Origin of the sequence: Pseudoalteromonas sp. Angola-4 (assembly GCF_028599265.1) — a bacterium.
Lineage (GTDB): Bacteria > Pseudomonadota > Gammaproteobacteria > Enterobacterales > Alteromonadaceae > Pseudoalteromonas > Pseudoalteromonas atlantica.
In genome coordinates this window covers 182448-205338 of the sequence record NZ_JAQREK010000006.1, presented here as the reverse complement: position 1 = coordinate 205338, position 22891 = coordinate 182448, and the positions used below count along the sequence as shown (strand labels likewise).

The 22891-nt window shown below is 41.2% G+C and carries 17 protein-coding genes and 11 tRNA genes; 13 read left to right on the top strand and 15 right to left on the bottom strand.

What is annotated here, in order from left to right:
• Positions 1-28: 28 nt before the first annotated feature.
• From PSH48_RS10100 to PSH48_RS10085, 4 genes are all read right to left on the bottom strand, one after another.
• A tRNA-Glu gene (locus PSH48_RS10100) sits at positions 29-104 on the bottom strand.
• A gap of 87 nt (positions 105-191) precedes the next feature.
• Positions 192-267, bottom strand: a tRNA-Glu gene (locus tag PSH48_RS10095).
• Between the two features lie 141 nt (positions 268-408).
• Positions 409-484, bottom strand: a tRNA-Glu gene (locus tag PSH48_RS10090).
• Between the two features lie 36 nt (positions 485-520).
• Positions 521-596, bottom strand: a tRNA-Ala gene (locus tag PSH48_RS10085).
• Between the two features lie 972 nt (positions 597-1568).
• Here PSH48_RS10085 and PSH48_RS10080 point away from each other — a divergent pair.
• The 8 genes from PSH48_RS10080 (at position 1569) to PSH48_RS10045 (ending at position 5252) form a co-directional block, all read left to right on the top strand.
• A tRNA-Val gene (locus PSH48_RS10080) sits at positions 1569-1644 on the top strand.
• 146 nt (positions 1645-1790) lie between these two features.
• Positions 1791-1866, top strand: a tRNA-Val gene (locus PSH48_RS10075).
• A gap of 160 nt (positions 1867-2026) precedes the next feature.
• Positions 2027-2102, top strand: a tRNA-Val gene (locus PSH48_RS10070).
• A gap of 148 nt (positions 2103-2250) precedes the next feature.
• Positions 2251-2326: transfer RNA gene (locus tag PSH48_RS10065), tRNA-Val, on the top strand.
• Between the two features lie 49 nt (positions 2327-2375).
• A tRNA-Val gene (locus PSH48_RS10060) sits at positions 2376-2451 on the top strand.
• 33 nt (positions 2452-2484) lie between these two features.
• A tRNA-Val gene (locus tag PSH48_RS10055) sits at positions 2485-2560 on the top strand.
• A gap of 45 nt (positions 2561-2605) precedes the next feature.
• Positions 2606-2681: transfer RNA gene (locus PSH48_RS10050), tRNA-Val, on the top strand.
• A gap of 930 nt (positions 2682-3611) precedes the next feature.
• The gene (locus tag PSH48_RS10045; RefSeq protein WP_024034162.1) at positions 3612-5252 is read left to right on the top strand and encodes a response regulator; all 1641 of its coding nucleotides are present in this window, start codon (positions 3612-3614) and stop codon (positions 5250-5252) included.
• 55 nt (positions 5253-5307) lie between these two features.
• On the opposite strand, the gene msrB is transcribed toward PSH48_RS10045, so the two are convergent.
• From msrB to PSH48_RS10010, 7 genes are all read right to left on the bottom strand, one after another.
• On the bottom strand, positions 5308-5748 hold the full coding sequence (gene msrB / locus PSH48_RS10040) for a peptide-methionine (R)-S-oxide reductase MsrB (RefSeq protein WP_004588868.1): 441 nt from the start codon (positions 5746-5748) through the stop codon (positions 5308-5310).
• A 294-nt stretch (positions 5749-6042) separates the two neighbouring features.
• Positions 6043-6483 (bottom strand): hypothetical protein, encoded by a 441-nt coding sequence (locus PSH48_RS10035; RefSeq protein WP_273611488.1) that lies wholly within the window; start codon positions 6481-6483, stop codon positions 6043-6045.
• Between the two features lie 11 nt (positions 6484-6494).
• Entirely contained in the window at positions 6495-7001 is a 507-nt protein-coding gene (locus tag PSH48_RS10030; protein ID WP_004588866.1) for a DUF2919 domain-containing protein, read from the bottom strand.
• Positions 7002-7010: 9 nt separating this feature from the next.
• Entirely contained in the window at positions 7011-9029 is a 2019-nt protein-coding gene (gene ligA / locus PSH48_RS10025; RefSeq protein ID WP_121637717.1) for an NAD-dependent DNA ligase LigA, read from the bottom strand.
• 72 nt (positions 9030-9101) lie between these two features.
• On the bottom strand, positions 9102-9857 hold the full coding sequence (gene zipA / locus PSH48_RS10020) for a cell division protein ZipA (protein WP_273611487.1): 756 nt from the start codon (positions 9855-9857) through the stop codon (positions 9102-9104).
• Positions 9858-9929: 72 nt separating this feature from the next.
• Positions 9930-13325 carry a chromosome segregation SMC family protein gene (locus PSH48_RS10015; RefSeq protein WP_273611486.1) on the bottom strand — a complete coding sequence of 1132 codons (3396 nt, stop codon included), beginning with the start codon at positions 13323-13325 and terminating at the stop codon, positions 9930-9932.
• A gap of 67 nt (positions 13326-13392) precedes the next feature.
• Positions 13393-14124 (bottom strand): RNA methyltransferase, encoded by a 732-nt coding sequence (locus tag PSH48_RS10010; RefSeq protein ID WP_273611485.1) that lies wholly within the window; start codon positions 14122-14124, stop codon positions 13393-13395.
• Positions 14125-14286: 162 nt separating this feature from the next.
• On the opposite strand from PSH48_RS10010, the gene PSH48_RS10005 reads away from it, so the two are divergent.
• From PSH48_RS10005 to PSH48_RS09995, 3 genes are read left to right on the top strand one after another with little or no spacing between them, the layout of a single operon-like run.
• The gene (locus PSH48_RS10005; RefSeq protein ID WP_138611403.1) at positions 14287-15396 is read left to right on the top strand and encodes a YjgN family protein; all 1110 of its coding nucleotides are present in this window, start codon (positions 14287-14289) and stop codon (positions 15394-15396) included.
• Positions 15397-15405: 9 nt separating this feature from the next.
• Entirely contained in the window at positions 15406-16428 is a 1023-nt protein-coding gene (locus PSH48_RS10000; protein ID WP_273611484.1) for a M48 family metallopeptidase, read from the top strand.
• Positions 16415-16813, top strand: coding sequence for a DoxX-like family protein (locus PSH48_RS09995; RefSeq protein WP_273611483.1), 399 nt, complete (start codon positions 16415-16417; stop codon positions 16811-16813). Before PSH48_RS10000 ends, PSH48_RS09995 begins: the two co-directional genes overlap by 14 nt.
• Positions 16814-16865: 52 nt before the next feature.
• Here PSH48_RS09995 and speB read toward each other — a convergent pair whose 3' ends face one another.
• Together speB and speA are read right to left on the bottom strand one after the other, a co-directional pair.
• A complete protein-coding gene (gene speB / locus PSH48_RS09990; protein WP_029772730.1) occupies positions 16866-17789 on the bottom strand; it encodes an agmatinase in 924 nt (307 codons plus the stop codon).
• A 3-nt stretch (positions 17790-17792) separates the two neighbouring features.
• Positions 17793-19706 carry a biosynthetic arginine decarboxylase gene (gene speA, locus PSH48_RS09985; protein WP_273611482.1) on the bottom strand — a complete coding sequence of 638 codons (1914 nt, stop codon included), beginning with the start codon at positions 19704-19706 and terminating at the stop codon, positions 17793-17795.
• A gap of 252 nt (positions 19707-19958) precedes the next feature.
• Between speA and PSH48_RS09980 the strand changes: the two genes are divergently transcribed.
• Positions 19959-20822 carry an alpha/beta hydrolase gene (locus PSH48_RS09980; protein ID WP_126007632.1) on the top strand — a complete coding sequence of 288 codons (864 nt, stop codon included), beginning with the start codon at positions 19959-19961 and terminating at the stop codon, positions 20820-20822.
• Between the two features lie 2 nt (positions 20823-20824).
• On the top strand, positions 20825-21430 hold the full coding sequence (locus PSH48_RS09975; RefSeq protein WP_064384866.1) for a TetR/AcrR family transcriptional regulator: 606 nt from the start codon (positions 20825-20827) through the stop codon (positions 21428-21430).
• 44 nt (positions 21431-21474) lie between these two features.
• Here the strand turns inward: PSH48_RS09975 and PSH48_RS09970 are convergent, their stop codons facing one another.
• Positions 21475-21807, bottom strand: coding sequence for a YnfA family protein (locus PSH48_RS09970; protein WP_029772735.1), 333 nt, complete (start codon positions 21805-21807; stop codon positions 21475-21477).
• A 122-nt stretch (positions 21808-21929) separates the two neighbouring features.
• A complete protein-coding gene (locus PSH48_RS09965; RefSeq protein WP_054983440.1) occupies positions 21930-22799 on the bottom strand; it encodes an MYG1 family protein in 870 nt (289 codons plus the stop codon).
• Positions 22800-22891 lie beyond the last annotated feature (92 nt).

Below are 22891 nucleotides of genomic sequence, written 5' to 3'. Positions count from 1 at the left end.
ATAACACTACCCTACTATAAATAGTAAGTGGCGTCCCCAAGGGGATTCGAACCCCTGTTACCGCCGTGAAAGGGCGGTGTCCTAGGCCTCTAGACGATGGGGACACTAAAAAGTGTCACTAGGACAACTGAATGGTTTGACTCGTTTCAGGCGAGTTTTATTAATAACACTACCCTACTATAAATAGTAAGTGGCGTCCCCAAGGGGATTCGAACCCCTGTTACCGCCGTGAAAGGGCGGTGTCCTAGGCCTCTAGACGATGGGGACACTAAAAAGTGTCACTAGGACAATTGATAAGTTTAACTCATATCATGAGGTGCTAAGGTAATACGTTTAATACACATAAAGACTCGAGCTTTAAGTGTTACGCTATTCTCTTGGTAAAACCACGCCTAACTATTTGTTAGATGGCGTCCCCAAGGGGATTCGAACCCCTGTTACCGCCGTGAAAGGGCGGTGTCCTAGGCCTCTAGACGATGGGGACACAGAAAACTGCTACCCTAGGACATGCACAAAGACTTGGTGGAGCTATGCGGGATCGAACCGCAGACCTCTTCGCTGCCAGCGAAGCGCTCTCCCAGCTGAGCTATAGCCCCAAACCTTTTAATACCTAACGCGTTTAACACGTTGTGTATCGCTGAGTGCGGGGCGCATTCTATGCACCCCCCAAAATAAAGTCAACAGTTTTTTATGCCACTTTATTTAAATGGTTTAATTTTCAACAAACTGACTATCAGACATGCAAAAAAATACAATTTCGACAAAATTTGGCCTGTACTTCATCTCACAGTACTATAAACAGGTTAATTATCTATTTATACCTCGTTGATGAAGTAATAATGTTTAACATAAAAGGTATACATTTATATGCAAATTGAGTTGGGGTTAAAAAAGTACTAAAACCAAGGCTAAACCCCGCATTTAAGTGTGTTATTAAAATGCGAGGGCTCTATTCGATAGCCTTATTATTAAATGCTCAACCCCTCCCTTTTTAAGTTGCTTGTACACACATATAAAAATTGAAGTGAATTAGGCCGTCGTTAAAAGTGCTAGCAAATAATTCGTGCTGTTTTTAAACACTATGTTCCAGTTTGGGTAATAGGCTCTGTTTTGTTGTCATTGTGCCAAAACCCATGGCGTTAATTAAAGTTTATTCGCACTAATGGCAATACAGATAACTGCTTATGCCCTTTAACGTGTTCGTACCTTTTAAAAAGTACCGTAAAAAGTACCGTATACCAGTTCAATAATTTAAAACCTTATATAGTCATAAATCTTCTTTTTGATAAAACGTCACGCGTACTGTATCAATTTCAACATCGCCTTTTATTAGCTTATTTAAGCAATGCTTTTTATTGTAAGTAAAAATAAGGCAGTCACTTAGTTCAGATTCAGCTGTTAATTTACCCTAACAACTTAAATTTGATGATAAAGTAAACGCCAACCACCCTACGCTGTTTATAAAACCTTCATTCAGCACATTTTTATCATTCAAGTGTTGACACATTTGCAACTCTATCTATAATAGCGCCCCACAACAACGCAGCAATGTAATGTTGTTTAGATGTGGGTGATTAGCTCAGTTGGGAGAGCATCGCCCTTACAAGGCGAGGGTCACTGGTTCAAGTCCAGTATCACCCACCACTTTATTAAGTGTACACATCTAAAATTCTATATGAGTTGTTAGCTCAGTTAGAAAAGAGAGCGTCACTGCTTTAAGTAAAAGAAGGTGAGGTTCACTGGTTAAAGTCCAGTACTATTATTTAATAGTAGCGTTTTAATTTATATGTGGGTGATTAGCTCAGTTGGGAGAGCATCGCCCTTACAAGGCGAGGGTCACTGGTTCAAGTCCAGTATCACCCACCACATATAAATCTATTATTATATTAATAGACGCGTTTTAAAATTGTAATATGGGTCGTTAGCTCAGTTACAAGAAAAGAGAGCATCACCGCTTTTTATAAAAGATGGCGAAGTTCACTGGTTAAAGTCCAGTACTATCTACACAGGTAGTAGCATGTAATATGGGTCGTTAGCTCAGTTGGGAGAGCATCGCCCTTACAAGGCGAGGGTCACTGGTTCAAGTCCAGTACGACCCACCATTCTTAGAATGGTGCATATTACACAAATCTAAATGGGTCATTACTCAGCTAGAAAAAGAGAGCATTACCGCTACTTCCAAGTAACGGCGAGGTTCACTGGTTAAAGTCCAGTACTATTTATTTAATAGTAGCGTTTTAATTTATATGTGGGTGATTAGCTCAGTTGGGAGAGCATCGCCCTTACAAGGCGAGGGTCACTGGTTCAAGTCCAGTATCACCCACCACATATAAAGCCTATTATTATATTAATAGTCGCGTTTTAAAATTTAATATGGGTCGTTAGCTCAGTTGGGAGAGCATCGCCCTTACAAGGCGAGGGTCACTGGTTCAAGTCCAGTACGACCCACCATTCTTAGAATGGTGCATATTAAATATATAATTTGGGTGATTAGCTCAGTTGGGAGAGCATCGCCCTTACAAGGCGAGGGTCACTGGTTCAAGTCCAGTATCACCCACCAAATTATACAAAACGTTAAATTGATAAAGTCATACCTATTATATGTGGGTGATTAGCTCAGTTGGGAGAGCATCGCCCTTACAAGGCGAGGGTCACTGGTTCAAGTCCAGTATCACCCACCACATATAAACACTTCAAAATACCTAAGTTAAAAACTTCCATAAATATCACTCTTGATTTGTCTTTTGCAAAACGATTAATCTATACGCTATAAAATTATATAAAGGTAATTAACTCAGTTATAAGAAAAAGAGAGCATCGCCGCCCTTTACAAATAATGGCGAGGGTCACTGGTTCAAGCCAAGTAATCACCCACCACATATAAACACTTCAAAATACCTAAGCTAAAAACTTCCAAAAATATCACTCTTAGTTTGTTTTTTGCAAAACGATTAATCTATACGCTATAAAATAATATAAATGTAATTAACTCAGTTATAAGAAAAAGAGAGCATCGCTGTCCTTTACAAATAATGGCGAGGGTTACCGGTATCAAGCCAAGTAATCACCCACCACATATAAACACTTCTAAAGCATCTAAACTCTTCTGAATAATTATTATAAAAATCCTATTTGGGTAATTAATCTAGCTGTAAGAAAAAGAGAGCATCGCCGTCCTTTACAAATAAAGGCGAGGGTTACCGGTATCAAGCTAAACCATCTCCCACCACATATAAAGACTTCTAAAGCATCAAAACTCTTCTGAATAATTATTATAAAAATCCTATTTGGGTAATTAATCCAGTTGTAAGAAAAAGAGAGCATCGCCGTCCTTTACAAATAAAGGCGAGTGCCACTGGTTCAAGTCCAATATCACCCGCCACGTACAAACACTCCACAAAAACCTAGATTATTTTAACTATTATTTAGAGCTGCTTTTTACCTATTAATTAAACATTGATTTTAAATCGCTAAGGCAAGGATAATATGAAGCCATCTAAACGTATGAAAATAACTTAATCTTCTAATAACCTCGGCTAATAGTTAAATTCCCTTGTAAGCAGCTAAACTGTTGATTATAGTCTGTGATAAATCAAACAACATGTAAGCCAATGCCAACTAAGATCTACGCCAAAGCCAAAATACTGATAGTGGAAGAGCAGCCCCTCGCTCAAAGCTATATGAAACAGTCGCTAGAAAGGCTTGGCTTTCGGCAGTTGCACTTTGCCGATCATGCAATTGCAGCAAAAGAGCAATGTTTGGCTGAGCAATTTGATTTAATTGTATGTTCATTTAATTTAAGCAAACACCAAGACGGCTACCAACTCTACGAAGAACTCCGTGTTAAGCAACTGATAAAAAACTCCACCGCGTTTATTTTTATTTCTGCAGAAACCAGTGGTGCGCTAGTGCATAGCGTTTTAGAGCTTCAACCCGACGACTTTTTGGTAAAGCCATTTACGGTACAAGAGTTAAAAACGCGGATTGAGCGTATTCTAAAACGTAAAAATGAGCTTCAGAGCATTTATACATTAGTAGATGATGGCAACGACTCTAAAGCAATAAAAGTAATCGATGCCGCTTTAAATAAAAAAAACAATATATACAGCCCTATCCTCCTTCGCTTAAAAGGAGATGCATTGCTTAGGCTAAACCGCAGTGAAGAAGCTAAAGACTTTTTTACCTCGGTGCTAGACATACAAAAATTTGCCTGGGCCAAAGTTGGTTTAGTAGAAGCCCTGATTGCTAATAATGAGCATATTCTTGCTCAACGCATGTTAAAAACCATGCTTGAGCGCCATGAAACACGTTTAGTTGCACTGGATTTACTCGGCCGATTAGAAATAAAACTAAACCAATTTGAATTGGCACAAGATTTTTTAAGCCAAGCAGTCGATATCGCGCCACGTAATATCCAAAGACAAAAATCGTTAAGCAATGTTTCGTTAATAAACCACGATTACGAAAAAAGCTACTTAACCCAAAAAGACATAGCCAGCTATGCGCGTCATTCTATTCATGACAGCCCCGACATCTATCTCAATGCAGCCCGTGCCGGTATAGACTTTGCTTTAACCACAGATCAAACAGACCAAATACAACGTATTTCGCGTCAAACTAATAAATACATAAATGATTTAAAAAAGCAGTTTCCTAACAACGCAAACCAATCTCAAATTGATGTACTTAATGCGCGTTTGCACTATTTAAAAGACGAGCATCAAAAAGCCAAGCGCTTGATAGAGCAACTCGACGATGACGATACGTTAATACGCTCTGTAGATGGGGCGCTTGATAAAGCAAAAGCGTTTCACGAGCTGGGTTTTCATCAAAAAGCACAAACATTATTTAGCCAAATAATTAGCCATTGTGAGCGCCACCCCAATATGAGTGATACAACTTACCTGCGTTACATTCAACAGCAGCAAAGTGAGCGTCGTGACATTAAAATGGGTCCTAAAGAGCTTAACAACCATGCAGTAACTCAATTTAATAGAGGGCAATTAAATACGGCGTTAGAGGCGTTTACGCAAGCATTTAGAGTAATGCCGCGTAACCCAAGCATTGCGCTTAATTTATTACAGTGTTTGTTTGATTCGACAAAACAAAAAGGCGGCACTTTTAACTTGGTTATTGCTAAAAAGTGTTACGCCCTTTTGAGTAACTCTACACTGCAGCCAGATCAGTCGCAGCGATTAGATAAAATTTTGCATATGGCAAAAGAAATGAAACTCGATATTCAATCCCCCTAGCGCTAACTAGCGGCTAAAATAGCTGTTTTATCTAGATTGAAGGCTAACTATATAATTAAAGCTTTTTCATTGCAGCGGCATTTACACAATAGCGCAAACCCGACGGTGCTGGCCCATCAGGAAAAATATGCCCTAAGTGTGCATCACACACATTACACACCACTTCAACGCGCTGCATACCATGGCTTAAATCGTTCACATAACCAATTGCATCGACAGTTGCAGGCTGCGTGAATGATGGCCAGCCTGTGCCGCTATCAAACTTTTCATCGGCATCAAAAAGTAAATTATCGCAGCATACACACGCGTATTTACCCGGTTCTAGTAATGTGCAACTTTGTGAGCTGTGAGGGCGTTCTGTGCCCTTTTTACGTGTCACATAATATTGCTCATCACTTAGCATTGCCTGCCATTGCGCGTCTGTTTTTACAACCTTTTCGCGTGGCGTAGGATTGCCATTATTGGCAAAATTTATAACATCATTCCAAGTAAGCATAATAGCCTCCTTCGGTATTAATAAGTGATTAGGGTCTGTTGATCTTTTAAGGTTAAATTTGCAGCAGTCTGTTTGGTATTTAGGCAAAGCAGAGCCTATGCAGTGTGGTTATTCCCCATAATTGGGCGATAACGTAGCATTAATGCCAAACAGGCGCTGCCCAACGGGTTCTTCCTAGGGGCTATTTACTCTTTGTTGCTCAGCTTTTACTTAGCCCACTAGGTTACAAACTTCGCGCCGCGATTAAATAGCCCCTAGTTTGAACAAACTTTAATCCGCAAAGTTCAACAGCCCCTAACTAAAGCGAATAGTTTGCTTTTCGTGATCTGAAAGTATGCGCTTCATGTAGGCGTCTATGTCATTTTTTTGTGCGGGTAAAGTTACACTAAATTGTCGCTCGTTATTGCTATAAATAATAAGCTCATCGTTCTTACTTTCTATATGTTCAATGTTGCCAATAACAAGCCATTGCGGGCCAAATTTTTTATCAAAAAAACCTGCCAAGCTAAATAACATTAAGTGCTGTGCATCGCGCTGAATAAAATTATCAAGCGTATTGCGCTTTTTAAAGGCGGGTGTCAGCCTGTAACAACACGAACAAAACACAAATAACCATAATCCTATTACGGCAGAAAACCAAATATGATCAGTTAACGATGTAAACAACACTAAAGCGCCTAAAATAATGCCAATACCAAGCACTACAATGGCAATTTTTTTATTAATGTTATCCATTTAGCTCCCTTTTATTTAGCGTTTTTATCATCTGCTTTTTCGGTAGGCTCTGGCCAATCGTTAAAAAACACCTGCAAATAACGACTCTTTGCCAAGTACCACATTACCCAAAACACAATCACCATTTGCACAGCTAAAAATAGTGAAAACCTGTAATGACTATGTGCAGCTTGTATTGTTAACCAGCTTAAGTCAGTTATTGCGCACACCAGTAACGGCCAGCGCATGTAGCGCCACACCATCGCTAAACGCGCACTTTGTTGATGAGAGTCGCGCGGGCGTCTTAAGCAAAATAAAAAAGTGGGCACTATCGCAATAGCGCCAATCGAAATTGCGATAAAAAAATCGTTTTTAGATTTAAAAAATAGCGACATTAAATCAAGCTCAGGGCGACGACTCAGCGCCGCTATAACCCAAATAAAATACGCACGTAGTAACACCAATAAACTCAGATGAAATGCAATTGGCGTACGGTAGCTTCCGTATTTATCCCAGTACTCGGGTCCATATCGGCTCATTTTATTACCCTAAGCATTGTACTTATCAAACAGTGCAATTAAGTCATCTTCGCTAAGTATGTCTATGCCTAAATCTTGTGCTTTAGTTAATTTAGAGCCGGCTTTTTCGCCCGCCACCAATGCATCTGTTTTAGCCGACACACTACCGGCTACTTTTGCACCTAACTGTTGTAAGCGTGCTTTAGCATCGTTTCGGTTTAAAGTATTAAGAGTGCCAGTTAATACATAGGTTAGCCCAGCTAAGGGTTGCTCATCCTCTGAAGGCGGCGTTAGCGCTGGCCAATTAATGCCTTGTTCAATTAAAGCATTAACTACATCTACATTATGTTGCTCATCAAAAAAGCCACGAACATGAGTTGCTACAATAACCCCTACATCGCTCACTTGTGTAAGGCTTTCAATACTGGCTTGGGTTACCTTTTCAAGTGTTAAAAAATGATTTGCTAAGTTTTGCGCTGTGGCCTCGCCAACCTCACGAATACCCAGCGAATATAAAAACTTTGCAAGCGTAGTTGTCTTTGCAGCTTCAAGCGCATCTACTAAGTTTTTAGCCGACTTAGGGCCCATACGCTCAAGTGACTCAAAGTGACCTTGTTTTAATATAAATAAATCTGCGGGGGTTTTTACCAACTCTCTATCAACCAGCTGATCAACTATTTTGTCGCCTAAGCCATCTATATCAAGCGCTTTGCGTGATGCGAAATGCTTTATCGCTTGTTTACGCTGAGCTTGGCACACTAAGCCACCGGTACAACGAGCCACGGCCTCGCCTTCTACTTTTTCAACGTGTGAGTCACAAATGGGGCAACTGGCAGGAAATACAATGTCGCGTGCATCATCTGGGCGGCGCTCAAGTACTACTTGTGTAATTTGCGGAATAACATCGCCGGCGCGGCGTATAATTACTGTATCGCCTACCTTTACGCCTAAACGGGCTATTTCATCGCCATTGTGCAGCGTTGCGTTTGATACCGTAACGCCGCCTACAAATACAGGCTCTAAACGCGCTACCGGCGTTATAGCGCCTGTGCGGCCAACCTGAAATTCTACATCAAGTAACTGGGTTATTTCTTCTTGCGCAGGAAACTTATAAGCAATTGCCCAGCGCGGCGCACGTGCAACAAACCCTAAACGCTCTTGTAAGGCTTTTTGGTTTATTTTAATTACTACACCATCAATTTCATATTTAAGCTCGCTTCTGCGCGTTAAAATATCACTGTAGTAATCTAAAGCCGCTTGCGTACCTTCAACTAACTTTGTTTCTGGGCACAGCGGTAAACCCCAGTCGGTTAATTTTGCCAATTGTTGGTAGTGATCCTCAGGGATTGTGCCATCGGCCACCAGCCCAGTGCTATACGCATAAAACATTAGCGGGCGCTTAGCGGTAATTTTTGAATCAAGCTGGCGTAAACTACCTGCGGCTGCATTTCGTGGATTTACAAATACTTTTTCGCCACGTTTTTCGGCTTCGCTGTTTAGCTTTTCGAACCCTGCGCTATCCATAAATACTTCGCCACGTACTTCAAGCTCTGCGGGGTAATCGCCACGCAGCTTAAGAGGCACGTTACGGATTGTTTTTACATTTTGTGTAATGTTCTCGCCAGTAAAACCATCGCCACGAGTTGCGGCCTGCACAAGCACGCCATCACGGTAAATAATTGACACAGCCAAGCCATCTAACTTGGGTTCACAACAAAAAGTGAGCTCATCTTGGCTCATTAAACGCTCTTTAATACGGCGGTTAAAGGCGCTAAATTCTTCTTCACTAAAGGCGTTATCAAGCGATAACATAGGCACTTGGTGAGCAACTTGTTCAAATTTACTCAGCGCAGCGCCTCCTACCTTTTGAGTGGGTGAGTCAGGCGTTAAAAATTCTGGGTTTTCTCTTTCAAGGGCGCTTAACTCGCGCAATAGTCTATCGTATTCTGCATCAGGAATACTGGGTGTATCAAGGACATAATAATTGTAGTTGTGTTGCTCTAACGTACTACGAAGATGATTAATTTGCTCACTAATGCTGCTAGACATTTAAACCTCAAAAAACATAAAAAAAGCCACTTTTAGGTAAGTGGCTTAATAAAAATAATGTGTGCGTATAAATTACGCAGAAAATGCACGAACCTGCTCAACATATTGACGAACGCGATCAACGGTCATTTCTTCACGCTCGGCATCTAAAATTTGTGCACCAAATTCATCGGCAATTTTCTTAGCTGCGCTATGTAACATATTAAAAGCAGCTAGCCCGTCGCCTTCACAAGGTAAAGTCATAAATAAGCTAACCCCTGCGGTGCTAAACTGTTCCATATTATCAATATCAAACGTACCTGGGTTATACATATTTACTAATCTAAATAACACTGGACCTTGCCCTGCAGGGTCTATGTGGCGATTAAAAAAGCCTTCTTCTGAATATTTAAATCCTAAGGTATTTACTGCAGGCAATAACTTACTGCCTTGCATGCTTAGCCCCTCAGGCATTTGAATATGCACAATAACAAAGTCAGACACATCTGCTGGCGCTTCTTTTTCGCTCTCTGGCTCTGGTTCTAGCTCTGGCTCTTGAACTACTTGCAGGTCGTCTTCAATGGGTGTTTGCGCCACGCTAGTATCTATTTGCGGCTCGTTTGCATCAAAGTTTAGCTCACCAAATTGCGGCTCATCTCGCTGGGCAACAACCGGCTCTTTAGGTTCAACTGGTGTATGCGAAGGTGTGTCTTGCATTGGTTCAACCCGCTCTGAAGGCGCTACCTCTGGGCTGTCTTTTTTTCTAACTGACCATAAACCATGTACTAATAAGCCACCTATGACAAGTACACTGATCACAATTAAAACCAATCTTAGTTCTTCGGCCATCCCCTCACCTTTTATTATTTGTTATGCCTAAACCCGTGTATTAATTAATACTAATACGCTTAAAATAAACTGTTATGTGTGTGCAAGTTGCACTGCTTGTTCTATATCTACTGCTACCATGCGTGATACGCCTGGCTCTGCCATAGTAACGCCAGTTAAACGCCCTGCCATTTCCATTGCAATTTTATTATGACTAATATAAATAAACTGCACCGATTGTGACATTTCTTCAACCAAACGGCAAAAGCGTACCACGTTAGCATCATCAAGCGGCGCATCTACTTCATCCAGCATACAGAATGGAGCTGGATTGAGCCTGAATATAGAAAACACCAATGATAATGCGCTCAGCGCTTTTTCTCCACCACTTAACAGATGAATTGTCGAATTTTTCTTGCCTGGTGGCTGTGCCATTATACTAACACCACTTTCGAGTAAGTCGTCACTGGTTAATTCTAAATACGCGCTACCACCGCCAAATACTTTTGGAAATAGCTCGGCAAAGTCGTTGTTCACTTGATCGAAGGTAGCTTTAAAGCGTGTTTTGGTTTCGCTGTCAATTTTACGAATCGCCCCTTCAAGCGTATTTAACGCTTTGGTTAAATCCTCAAGTTGATTATTAAGATAATCACTGCGCTCTTTAGCTTGTTCAAACTCATCTATTGCGGCTAAATTAACTGGACCTAGCTTATCTAATTGATGCACAAGCCCACTGATCTGATTTTGCGCTGCATTTAAACTCAGTGAATCAGGCAGTGTATCTAAAACACTTTTTAAACTTTGCTTTAATTCTTCAAGCGGCTCAAGTGCTGCCTGCGCTTTTATAATTAGGCTTTGCTCTTCAATACTTAGCTTTTGATGTTGTTCTTGCAAACCTGTCAGCTCACCTTGAGAGTGCTTAAGGCTGGCTTGTTTACTTATAAGTGTTTGCTTTGCCTCGTTAAGCTTTTTTTGTAACGCAACCAAGCTAGCTTCGCCCTGCTGATGTTTTATTAAAAGCTGTGCTATTTGCTCAGTGAGCTCTTGCTCGGGTATAAGCAACGCTTCCATTTGCGATTGCAGCTCTTGCGCTTCTTCTTGCGCACTAATGAGCTCTTGCTCAGCATGATTAAGCTTTGTTTGACTAAGCTGCCACTCACTGTGTGCTTTTTGCTCTTTTAACGTGGCCTGATGCGCTTGTGTTTTATATTGCTCAAGTGTAGCTGCAGCTTGGTTGTATGTAGTATTACTGCGTGTGCAAGCAGCGTCGGCGCTTGCCAGTTCGTCAGCTAAATTACGTTGCTGTTGCTGTAACACTTCAAGCGCACTGTTGTGCTCATCGCGCGTTTTTAATAATTGTGATTGCTCAGTGGTTAATGCACGCTTTTGTTGCTGGTACTTTTCTAGTTGCTGTAAAAATTGTGCTACTTGCTCTTTTAACATGTCGCTGCGCGTAGTGGCCACGGCAATGTTTTGTGCTAATTGATGAATTGCATTTTTAAGTACTGCTAATTCATCACTCAGCTTTTGCTGCTGTGTTTTTAGCGCATTAAGATTCTCAAAATTCCTTGCAAGGGTACTTTCGGCCTCTACTAAGCTCGCTGTTTTTTGCTTTAACTGTGTGTGTTTTAAAAGTTGTGAGTTTTCGGCGTTTTTGTCTGCGCTACGGTGCCAGTTTCGAGCATGTAAAGCACCGCTTTTATCCATAACCGCAATATAAAACGTATCATTTAACGCAGCGAGTTCGGCGTTTTCGCTGTACGCAATACGGGTCAATAAATCTGGGTAAACACCCTCAGTAATCAACGCCGCAACGCTATTTACTGGTATTTCACTTTTGTGAGGCCACACACTATTGTTGCTTTGCACATCAGCTACGTTTAGGTGCTCAAGCGTTTGCAGTGCCTGTTCAACTATATGTTCAAACCCTGGCTTTACTTTTAATTGATTAAATAAAGTGTGCTGCTTATTGTCATCTTCAATCCCTAAACTGCTTTTAAGTCCAGCAATGCGAGCTTTTAGCTCATTAACGTGCTGTAAGCTTTGCTGATGCTGTTGCTCAGAGTCATTTACTAAATCGGTTTGCTCTTTAAGCGCTGCGGTGCATTGTGTTTGCGCCGTTTGCTTACTGGCAAGCTCTTGAGTTAGGGTTTGTTTGTATTTTTGTTGCTCGGCTAGTTGCTGTTCTAATTGGCTACTTTTAATATCGTCAATTTGGCTATTTAGTTGGCTAAGCTGTGCGTTTACATGGGCTAAGGCTTGCTCTGTTTGCTTAACACTATTTTGCTGAGCCTGTACTTTATTATTAAGCGCGTGCTGTTGTTGATTAAGGCTTTGCCATGCGTTTGTGTGCTTATTTTTTTCATCAGCTAAATCTGCAAGTTTAAGGGTAAGCTCTTCAACTTGTTCGCTGTACTCTAAACTGTACTCGCTTATCTCTTGGTGGCTCATAGATAACTGCTCACACACATTTTGTTGCTGTGTTTTTAGCGCTTCACTTTGCAGCTTTCGCTGCTCAAGCTTAACCACACTTTGTTTAAGTGTTTGCGTTTGCTGTTTAATATTAATGTGTTGTTGTTCGGCGCGGGTCAACTCTGTGTGGGTAACGTGTTGCTGATGCTGCGCATCGTTAAGCGCATCTTGCTCTGCATTTACTTGAGCCTCTAGGCTTGCAAGCACATCGTCGTGGCCTGAGTGGGCCGTTTTAAAAAAGGCGATTTGCTCATTAAGCTTTTTGATTTGCTCACTTTTTTCAAGCTGTTGTTGATGCAGCTTTTGCCATTTTAATACAGCTACTTGGCCTTTTAAGGTACGCTCTTGCGCTTTTAAATCGCGGTATTTTTTCGCATCAACCGACTGCACAGCCAGTTTATCTAGTTGCGCTTGCAACTCTTTACGCACATCAAGTAAACGCTCAAGGTTTTCGCGGGTACTCTTAATTCGGGTTTGCGTTTCGCGGCGGCGTTCTTTGTATTTAGACACACCCGCGGCTTCTTCTAAAAATACGCGCAGCTCTTGAGGTTTGCTCTCGATTAAACGCGAGATCATCCCTTGCTCTATAATTGCGTAACTACGCGGGCCAAGCCCGGTGCCTAAAAATATATCGGTAATATCGCGCTTACGGCATTTGCTCCCATTTAAAAAGTACAACGATTGGCCATCGCGTGTTACTAAACGCTTAATTGCTATTTGGTTTCTGTCGGCAAATGTATTAGGTAAATCACCTTGAGTGTTATCAAAAATAAGCTCTACTGAGGCTTGCGAGATTGGTTTACGATTAGTTGAGCCATTAAAAATAACATCGGTCATGGCATCGCCACGCAAGTTTTTAGCTGAGCTTTCACCAAGCACCCATCGCACAGCGTCAATCACGTTTGATTTGCCACAGCCGTTAGGCCCAACAACACACGTCATTTGATCAGGGAATGGAATTTTAGTGGGCTCTACAAACGATTTAAAGCCCGCTAATTTAATAGTGCTTAAGCGCATCTTATTGTTATTACCGATTATTATTGTTATTACTTACAAACAATTTAACTCATAAACAGTTAAAAAGTTAAGCTTGGCGTTTAAAGTTATCTAAAATAATACCTGTAGCCATTGCCACATTAAGTGACTCTGCCTCACCAAAAGCCGGTATGGTTATTTTGTCGCTTACTAATTTTGCACACTGCTCGCGTATGCCATGCGATTCACTGCCCATAAGCAATACACCCTTTGCACTAAGGTCCGTTGTATGTACGCTTTGCCCATCTAAAAATGCCCCATAAATAGGCATATTTAATGTTTGTAAGTATTCAGGTAGCTCTACTTGGCTTACCGACACTCTGACAAATGAGCCCATGGTAGCGCTAATTGTTTTAGGGTTGTAAGCATCGGCGCTGTCGGTACTTGTTACTATATGTTGAATGCCATACCAATCGGCAACTCTGATAATAGTACCTAAATTCCCCGGATCAGAAACCCCATCAAGCGCCAATATTAAGCCGGTATTATTAGGTAAATCAGCCTTTGGCATATCAACCACTGCAATGGCCGCGTTATTACTTACTAAGGTACTGGCTTTAGTCAGCGACTCTTCTTCTGCTGGCGTAAAATCTACTTCTGGAAACTGGTTTTGGTGAGTATTTATAAACGCCTGTGTTGCAAATATATCAACCGCCTTTAATGGGCTGTTTAACAACTCAAGTACGTTTTTTTCACCTTGTACAAGGTATTGATTATATTGCTTCCGGTACTTTTTTTGGCCAAGTTGGCGAATAAGCTTGAGTTGGTTTTTTGAAATCATAACAGCCCCATAAAATTATCGCCCTAGTATACCAGAGATGATTTAAAGTGCAGCACCACATATATTAAAAGCAGCGCCATTGTAGGCTGTAAGGCTATTAAAGATTGAGCTTTGCACCAAATTTAGGTAAATTAACAAAAAAACAACATGGATATAATTTTAATGGAATCAATACACCCTACTCCCCCAGAAACCACCCCTGCAGTAAATGAACCTACGGCCCCTATTTTTAGCGGCAAAGTACAGTTTAGCGGTAAAGGCGGTGAGTTTTTTGGTATTTGGATAGTCAATATTTTACTGAGCGTACTTACTTTAGGTATTTACTCGGCTTGGGCAAAAGTGCGCACAATGCGATACTTTTATGGACACACTCGCATTGACGGACACAGCTTTGACTACTTAGCCACCCCGATGCAAATTTTAAAAGGCCGTATTTTAGCGGTTATTGTATTTTTAATTTACTCCTTTGGTAGCAGCTTTTTTCCTCTTGTAGGCTTACTATTTGCGGTTGCTTTTATCTTTTTAATGCCGTGGATTATTAACCAAGGCCTGCGCTTTAATATGCGTATGACCCGTCATCGAAATGTACGCTTTGCATTTAAAGGCGATTACGGCGAAGCCTTCATTAACTTTATTCTTTTACCTATTGCCAGTATTTTTACCCTTTATTTATTAATGCCGTATGTTTTAAAACGTATCGACACGTACATACATAGCAATATTAGCTACGGTGACACGCCATTAACCGTAAACCTTAAAGGTGAAACCTACTACTTAACCGCCCTTATTTGCTTTGTGGTGAGCTCTATCACTATGGTGATATTTATGGCTGTATTAGGCTTATTTGGGCTTGATTTAATGAATGTAGAAAACCAACAAGCTGCACAAGATCCAGCCAAAATGGGCATTATGTTTGGTGGATTAATGATTGCTTACGTATTTATGATTGCGATAGTAACCGCTGTGTGGGCTGCGGCTATTCGTAACCATATTTTTGATAACAGTCAATTTGAAGACGTAGCATCATTTAAATCAGAGCTTAAGCCTATTCCTTTTGCCATATTACTATTAACCAATATGCTGGCAATCGTGTTTTCTTTAGGGCTTGCCTACCCGTGGACCAAAGTGCGTACATCGAGAATGCTTGCCGAGGTTACAACCGTTAATATTTACCCTAGTGCGCTAAATTTAGTGGATACCGCGCAACAAGAGCAGTCATCGTTTGCTGAAGAAGCAGCCAATGTATTTGATATTGACCTATCGCTAACCTAAGAGCTTATTATGCACGTACAGGGACATTACTTCCCCAAGGCATCAAGCAATTACCAGCAAGGTGTCGCTAGCATTAGCGACACCTGTGTTGAGATTAGCTACGATGACCAGCTTATTTCAAGCCATGCAATAAGCGATATAACACTCACCTCTGGCCTAGCTGGGCTTGCTGATGAACTAAATTTTAATGATGGCAGCCGCTTTATTCCTACTGATGTAAATTATCGCTGGCCTTTTAAAGCAAATAAGCATGACCTACTAGAGCGCCTTGAAAAAAGTAAATGGGCTATTATCGCGGCCGTTATTTTTACACCGCTTTTTATGTGGTTAATGCTTTATAAAGTTGTGCCCGCTATTGCTGTTTACAGTGTTGATACTCTGCCGCGCAGTGTAGTAGAGCAAATGGGTGAACAAAGCTTTACCCTAATTGAAAAGCTCGCGCTTGATGACAGTGAGCTGCCTAATGAGCAACAAACTAAAGTACACCAACACTTTAATACCATGCTTAATGCGCTCTCGCTTGAGCCATCGGTTTATAGGCTATCGTTTTATAAATCAGAGGCCTTTGGGGCGAATGCGTTTGCAATGCCCCATGGACGTATTGTCGTGACCGATGAGTTAGCAAATTTATTAGCTGATAAGCCCAACGCATTAAAAGCCGTATTACTTCACGAAATTGGCCACGTAGTCCACCAGCATAGCGTACGCATGACTGCGCAATCGGCAGCCAGTACCATTGTACTTGCGGTTATATTTGGTGATTTAGAAGGCATAGCAGAAGTGGTACTAGGTACGGGGGCATCTTTTGCACAGCAAGGGTTTTCTCGTGATATGGAGCGCGAGGCAGATAGCTATGCACTCATTCAACTTGAAAACTTAGGGTATTCAAGCCACGACTTTGCCGATGCCATTGAAGCATTACAAGGTGCGCACACCAGCGAAAACGAACACCTTGAAAAGGTAAATAATTTGCTCGAATATTTATCTAGCCACCCAAGTGCACAAGAACGAATAGACAATGCGAGGAAATAACCCCGGTTATATACAAATTGCTCGCTATATTGTGGGGCTGAGTTGGATATACCACGGCTTTTTTCCAAAGCTTTATCATATTGCCCCGCTTGAAAAACTAATGACTGGCAGTGCGGGTTTTTCAGCAGAAGTGTCTGACTTAATTACACGTTCGGCGGGTATTGCCGAAATTATATTTGGCGTGTGCTTATTAGTGTTTTATAAAAATAAGCACATCGTTATTTTAAATGTTTTAGCGCTTGTAGGGCTTTTGTTAGCGGTTGTAGTAATGCAGCCACCATTACTCATTGAAGCATTTAACCCAGTAACCACTAACCTGCCGCTTATTGGCTTAAGTTTTATTTGGTTAAAAGAAATTAAGCTGCAAAATAATCGACACCTCTAAAATAAAAAAGGTATGCCAGTACATACCTTTTTGTAGTACTTAACTTATGGCGTTAATACTTATTTTTATGTGTCCACAGATGCAATAATTCACTGGCAATTGTTGCTGCAGCAATTGCGGTAAGCTCACTTTGGTCGTACGACGGTGAAACCTCTACCACATCCATACCCACCATATTTATGCCTTTGAGTGCGCGCAGTATTTTAAGCACTTTATCAGATGTTAAACCACCGCATACAGGTGTGCCTGTACCTGGTGCAAATGCTGGGTCTAAACAATCTATATCAAACGTTAAGTAAACGGGTAAGTCGCCTACTCGCTCACGTATTTGCGCTGCTATTTCATTAGCATGCAAATCGTTAGCTTGCATTGCATCAATCACTGCAAACTCATGCTTTGATTGGTCAAAGTCGGTACGAATACCTATTTGGATACTATGCTCTACATCAATCAGCCCTTCCATGGGTGCATGATAAAACATAGTGCCGTGATCAAAGCGCGAGCCATTGCTGTAAGTGTCGGTGTGCGCATCAAAATGAACCAGTGCCATTTTGCCATGTATCTTTGCATGCGCGCGCAATAGCGGAAGCGTTACAAAGTGATCGCCACCCAAGCCTAACAGCGTTGCCCCTTGGCGAAGTATTTGCTCTGCAGCCATTTCTAGCTGTGCCGTAAAATACTCAGGATCGCCTACCGGATAAGTAAAGTCCCCTGCATCTGCAACCGTTAAACGCTCAAACAAAGGAAATGTCCACGGGTATTTAGTGTCTTCCCATGCTAAATGTACCGACGCACGGCGTATGGCATCGGGCCCTAAGCGTGCACCGGGGCGGCCCGAAGTTGCTAAGTCAAAGGGTAAGCCTAGTACAACGACATCTGCATCAATGGCATTAATGTTTTGCACCATAGGACGACGTAAAAACGTCATCCCGTTTGAATACAATGAGTGGTCAACATGACCAAACAAGCTAGACATTGCTTATAACTCTTCTAAATAAGTGTAGCCATTAAGGCCGCTCTGCAACTCGTCTAAAACGCTTTGCTGTTCATTTTTATCTATTTTTGCAGACACTAACTGCGCGTACGAATGTTGAAAGCTCTCAACATCTAAATGTACATAGCGCATCATATCGGCTACCGTATCACCTTGGTTTATCTCACTAATACTGGCAACGCCTTGCTCATCCATATTGATAATAGCGCTGTGCGTATCGCCAAATAAATTGTGCATATCACCTAAAATTTCTTGGTACGCACCCACTAAGAAAAAGCCCATTAAGTAAGGCTTATCTGCACTGTACTCAGGCACGGGTAAAGTGCTTTCAATGCCTTGGCCATCAACATAGTGCTCAAGTGCGCCGTCTGAATCACAGGTAATATCAAGTAATACAGCACGTTTTTTTGGTGCTTCGGTTAAACCACTTAATGGCAATACCGGAAACACTTGATCAATCCCCCACGCATCAGGAAGCGATTGAAAAAGCGAAAAGTTTACAAAAAACTTATCGGCTAAACGTGCGTTCAACTCGTCAATAATCGGACGATGAAAACGGTTTTTGTTATCCATGTGTTTGTTAAGCTCATAACAAATACGTAAGTTAACTTGCTCTGCCCACGCACGCTGCGTTAAATCTAAAAGCCCAAGTGCAAACTGGTTATGCGCCTCAGCTAAATCCCCTTGGCTGTCGTGGTAAATTTCAATCAGTGCGCGGTCGTCAGTTAAATCGGTTAACTGCACAAACGATGCCCACATATTATTTAATAAAAGCGGTGCATCGCCAGCAGGCGCTACTAACTCTTCTGGCGTGTAACTTTCAGTACCAATAACATTAGAAATAAGCACGGCATGGTGCGCCGTTAGTGCACGCCCCGACTCAGAAATAATCGTCGGCATGGGCTGCGCGTACTGCTTACAAGTATCGCCTATGGTGTACACAATATTATTTGCATACTCAGCTAAGCTGTAGTTCATTGAGTTATGTGATTGGCTGCGGGTACCATCGTAATCAATAGCTAAACCGCCCCCTACATCTAAGCACTCAATGCTTGCACCTAATTTGCGTAGCTCACAGTAAAAACGCGCGGCTTCGCTCACACCTAAACGCACATCACGAATGTTTGCCATTTGCGAGCCTAAGTGAAAATGCACAAGTTGCATTAAATCAAGTTGGCCTGCCTCTTTTAAACGGTTTACTACATGTAAAACTTGCGACGCTGATAAACCAAATTTAGATTTTTCACCGCCACTTGCTTGCCACTTACCTTTGCCTTGCGATGCTAAACGAACGCGAATACCAATACGTGGTTTAACATTTAGCGCCTTTGCTTGGCTAAGTACCATGTCGAGCTCAGAGAGTTTTTCAAGCACTATGTATACTTTGTGGCCTAGCTTTTCGCCAATCAGTGCTAAGCGCACATATTCTTTGTCTTTGTAGCCATTACATACAATCACTGCACTGGTTTTTTCTGCCATTGCCAAAACAGTTAATAGCTCTGGCTTGCTGCCCGCCTCAAGGCCTAATTGTTTTTTTTCTAATTCGGCTTGGCTTGCTACTATTTCTTCAACCACTTCGCGTTGTTGGTTTACTTTAATTGGGTAAACTAATAGGTAATCTTTTGGGTAACCATAGTTTTCAATCGCGGTATTAAATGCACCACATAAACTGTGCACACGATGATGTAAAATTTGTGGAAAGCGCACTAAAGCCGGTAAGCTTAAGCCTTTTTCTTGAAGTTGTTTTGCAATATCTGTAAGTGCAATAGTTTGCTCTGGGGCGTGAGCCTTTGGGGCAACATACACATCACCTTGATCATTAATACCAAAAAAACCTTGGCTCCAATGACGAACATTGTAACTCGTGCGAGCTTGTTCTAGTGATGTTGTCTCTTTCATTTATCTTTCTCTTGTATTTAATGAATGCCGGTTCGGCTAGTTACGCGCATTAAAAGAAAAATAGACTTTTAAGTCCAACAAGTATTTTTACTCGTAACGAGTGATTTTTAGTGTTGAGAGAAAAAACACCTACACCTTTACTTTTACAGCTAACCGCCTTTAGTAAAGCAAGCTGGTTATGCGGCTAAAAAAATAAGTACAGTTGTACTTATTTAAGATAAAATAGAACAACTGTACTTATTTGGTATAAACATGAAACAAATTTATTTTAATCAAAACAAGCCACCTAAATTTTCTAAAATAACAAAGGCTGCCACTTTTGGTTTGACCAAAACATTTCCTAAACTCAGTGCCCGCCTTGCCATGAAGGTATTTTGTAACCCACATAGCCGACGCCAATACGAATTTAGAACATGTATACAGCCAATTAATATTAAACTTACTACCGAGCTTGGCGCTGTAAACCTGTACTATTTTAGCCTAGCCGAAAACACTAAAACGGTATTTTTATCTCATGGCTGGGCCGATAGCACTAATCGGTTTACTGCTTTAATAGATGAACTACTTGAAAAAGGCTTTAATGTTTACTCAATTGATCACATAGGCCATGGCTATTCGCACGGCAATACCTCGCACTTATACGGGTACATGCAGGGGCTAACAGCGGCTTTTGAGTACTTTAATGGGCAAAATATTACAATTAATAGAGTCGTTACACACTCTATGGGCGGTGTTGCTTTGTTAAACTTAGCGCCTCATTATTTAGAGAATAAAAAAATTGTGATGATCTCTGCCCCTGCACAAATATTTGAAGCCATGTTTGCTAAGGTCAGGCAAGTGGGTATTTCTGAGCTCATGCTAGAAAATATGCTTAATAGGGTGTCAGACAAATATGGTATTAGCTGGCAAAACCTTCACCCTGATCATTCTAAAAATAAAATTAACGAAAACATGTTGTTTATTCATGATAAAAATGACTCAGTGGCAAGCTTTGAGGCAATAAAATTATTAACTGAGAACACACCTGCAACACTTGTGGCCACACAAGAGCTGGGGCACGTGCGCATTTTAAAAAGCCAATACGTGTACGACCAAATAACACGCTTTATGGATTAACGATGAAAAAAAGTGAGAGCACAAAACGCAATATTTTGCACAAAGGAATGGCCTATGCGGCTGCACATGGTTTATATAGCTTGTCGATAGGAAAAATAGCGGCAGTGACTAACATGTCGCGTACTGGGGTGATCTCACACTTTGCCAATAAAGAAGATATGCAAGTGGCTATTTTGGCCTACACCGAAGAAGAATTTAGAAAACAGGTTGTTGATATATCTGTTGATGAAGATGCGTTAATTCATTTAAATAATTTTCAGCAACGTTGGCTTGAGTGGCTCAATTTTTTAGATACGGTATCGCCTGGTAAGCAGGCAAGTTGCCCGCTCATTAAAGCGTCGGTAGAGTTTAAAGCAAGCCCGAACTGTTTGGTAAGGCAGTTTATGCAAGACCAACACTTAAAAATGATTAACTACCTCACTAAACTTGCAGTTAACTGCCAAGCACAAGGCTACTTTAGCCAAGACAAAGAGCCGAGCATTTTTGCGTATGAGTTTTATGGCTTATATACCGGGCATGTTGTACAAACAAGCTTAATAGATAATCCAGCTTTAACGCTTACTTATAAAAAAGTGGTTGGCAATTTAATTGCGCGATATATGCGTTAACAGTGGCCTGTAAGGCGTTTTTTACCTTTAATATGGCTTAATTTTTATGCGCTTTTAGGTGCAAAAATAATAATAGCCATGCCCAGTAAGGCAACCGCCCCGCCCACTACATCCCACATTGTAAGCTTTACGCCATCAACTGCCCATAACCACAGTAAAGCCACGCATATGTACACACCGCCATACGCGGCATACACCCGTCCAGCGGCTGCTGGGTGTAACGTTAGCAACCACGCGAATAGCGCTAAACTGATTGCTGCAGGTATTAAAAGGAATATGGATTTATCTTCTTTAAGCCAAAGATAAGGTAAGTAACAGCCAATAATTTCTGCCAGTGCGGTAATAATAAATAGCGCGATAGTTTTTACTTCAAACATAAAACCTCACGTGATTTAAATAACGAGAGCATAATAAAGCTAAGTAACTGCAAACTAGTTACTTAGCTAAAATAGTGCGAATTCTGGGTAAAAAATTTTTACCCATATTTAAGTAAAACAGGTTACTCAGCTAGGGCCGCGTCGGCCAGCTTCATTGTACTTTCGAACGATTTAGTACCGGCTATAAATAAACCATTGTGGCAAAATACGGCGTCGTCTAAGCCTGTTTCAGCTTGAAACTCTTCATCAGATAAACCGGCCCACGCTTTAGGCAGTGACTTTCTGTCTTCAAACGAGCCAGGCTCTACTGGTACAGTTTGAATAATCCATTGGCCGTTTTGCGAAGGGTAAACCATAAATAAAGCGTCGCTTGATAAATGGTGTACTGTTTTTTTCCATGGTGTGTATTTTTCTAAAATAATCACGCGGGGATCTTTTGCCTCTTCTATTGCTTTTGCAACAATATCTTTGGCGTTAATGCTTCCTTTTGCTGAGGCAATAAAACGGGTTAATAAACGCGCAGCAAACTCAACGGCTTCATCAAAGCATTCATCAAAGTTGCCTTCCTCTTCCCATGTTGGATTAAACATAGAAAGCGTTTGGCTAAGCGTTATGCCCTCAACCACACCTTTAACGTAACCACAATCTATGGCATCAATTGTAGAGACTAAACCAGCGTCTACTCTATCAGCCACCGCTTGGTTATTATCACACAGCGCTAAACCATACTTTTTCCAAATTAAGCCAAATGACGAGTATGGCGTGCCATTTTCGCGCTCGCCTGCGCCGCCGCGTTGGTGGTGATCAAAGCGTCCTGTGTCAGGGTTGTATTCACCACCTACATCAACAACAATATCGGCACTTTCTATTACTGCTTTATCGCGGGTTCGTACCAAGTTAAAGGCAGGCAATACATGCTTAAGTACCGCAATACTAAACACGTCATCGGCATGGAAATTACCACTGTGGGTTACTACTGTTAAATCGCTCATTGGTTTTGGGCTACTTTTAAAAAAGATAAAATTCTCACTTATGAAGTGCTAAATAAAGGTTTATACCCGTTTGCTTAATCAAGTAATTTATT

What these genes read in the sequence shown, in the direction of transcription:
- speA (WP_273611482.1), bottom strand. Translation starts at nt 19,706, where the DNA reads ATGAAAGAGACAACATCACTAGAACAAGCTCGCACGAGTTACAATGTT.
- PSH48_RS10005 (WP_138611403.1), top strand. Translation starts at nt 14,287, where the DNA reads ATGGAATCAATACACCCTACTCCCCCAGAAACCACCCCTGCAGTAAAT.
- PSH48_RS10015 (WP_273611486.1), bottom strand. Translation starts at nt 13,325, where the DNA reads ATGCGCTTAAGCACTATTAAATTAGCGGGCTTTAAATCGTTTGTAGAG.
- PSH48_RS10030 (WP_004588866.1), bottom strand. Translation starts at nt 7,001, where the DNA reads ATGAGCCGATATGGACCCGAGTACTGGGATAAATACGGAAGCTACCGT.
- msrB (WP_004588868.1), bottom strand. Translation starts at nt 5,748, where the DNA reads ATGCTTACTTGGAATGATGTTATAAATTTTGCCAATAATGGCAATCCT.
- speB (WP_029772730.1), bottom strand. Translation starts at nt 17,789, where the DNA reads ATGTCTAGCTTGTTTGGTCATGTTGACCACTCATTGTATTCAAACGGG.
- PSH48_RS10045 (WP_024034162.1), top strand. Translation starts at nt 3,612, where the DNA reads ATGCCAACTAAGATCTACGCCAAAGCCAAAATACTGATAGTGGAAGAG.
- PSH48_RS10000 (WP_273611484.1), top strand. Translation starts at nt 15,406, where the DNA reads ATGCACGTACAGGGACATTACTTCCCCAAGGCATCAAGCAATTACCAG.
- zipA (WP_273611487.1), bottom strand. Translation starts at nt 9,857, where the DNA reads ATGGCCGAAGAACTAAGATTGGTTTTAATTGTGATCAGTGTACTTGTC.
- ligA (WP_121637717.1), bottom strand. Translation starts at nt 9,029, where the DNA reads ATGTCTAGCAGCATTAGTGAGCAAATTAATCATCTTCGTAGTACGTTA.
- PSH48_RS10010 (WP_273611485.1), bottom strand. Translation starts at nt 14,124, where the DNA reads ATGATTTCAAAAAACCAACTCAAGCTTATTCGCCAACTTGGCCAAAAA.
- PSH48_RS10035 (WP_273611488.1), bottom strand. Translation starts at nt 6,483, where the DNA reads ATGGATAACATTAATAAAAAAATTGCCATTGTAGTGCTTGGTATTGGC.
- PSH48_RS09995 (WP_273611483.1), top strand. Translation starts at nt 16,415, where the DNA reads ATGCGAGGAAATAACCCCGGTTATATACAAATTGCTCGCTATATTGTG.
- PSH48_RS09980 (WP_126007632.1), top strand. Translation starts at nt 19,959, where the DNA reads ATGAAACAAATTTATTTTAATCAAAACAAGCCACCTAAATTTTCTAAA.
- PSH48_RS09975 (WP_064384866.1), top strand. Translation starts at nt 20,825, where the DNA reads ATGAAAAAAAGTGAGAGCACAAAACGCAATATTTTGCACAAAGGAATG.
- PSH48_RS09965 (WP_054983440.1), bottom strand. Translation starts at nt 22,799, where the DNA reads ATGAGCGATTTAACAGTAGTAACCCACAGTGGTAATTTCCATGCCGAT.
- PSH48_RS09970 (WP_029772735.1), bottom strand. Translation starts at nt 21,807, where the DNA reads ATGTTTGAAGTAAAAACTATCGCGCTATTTATTATTACCGCACTGGCA.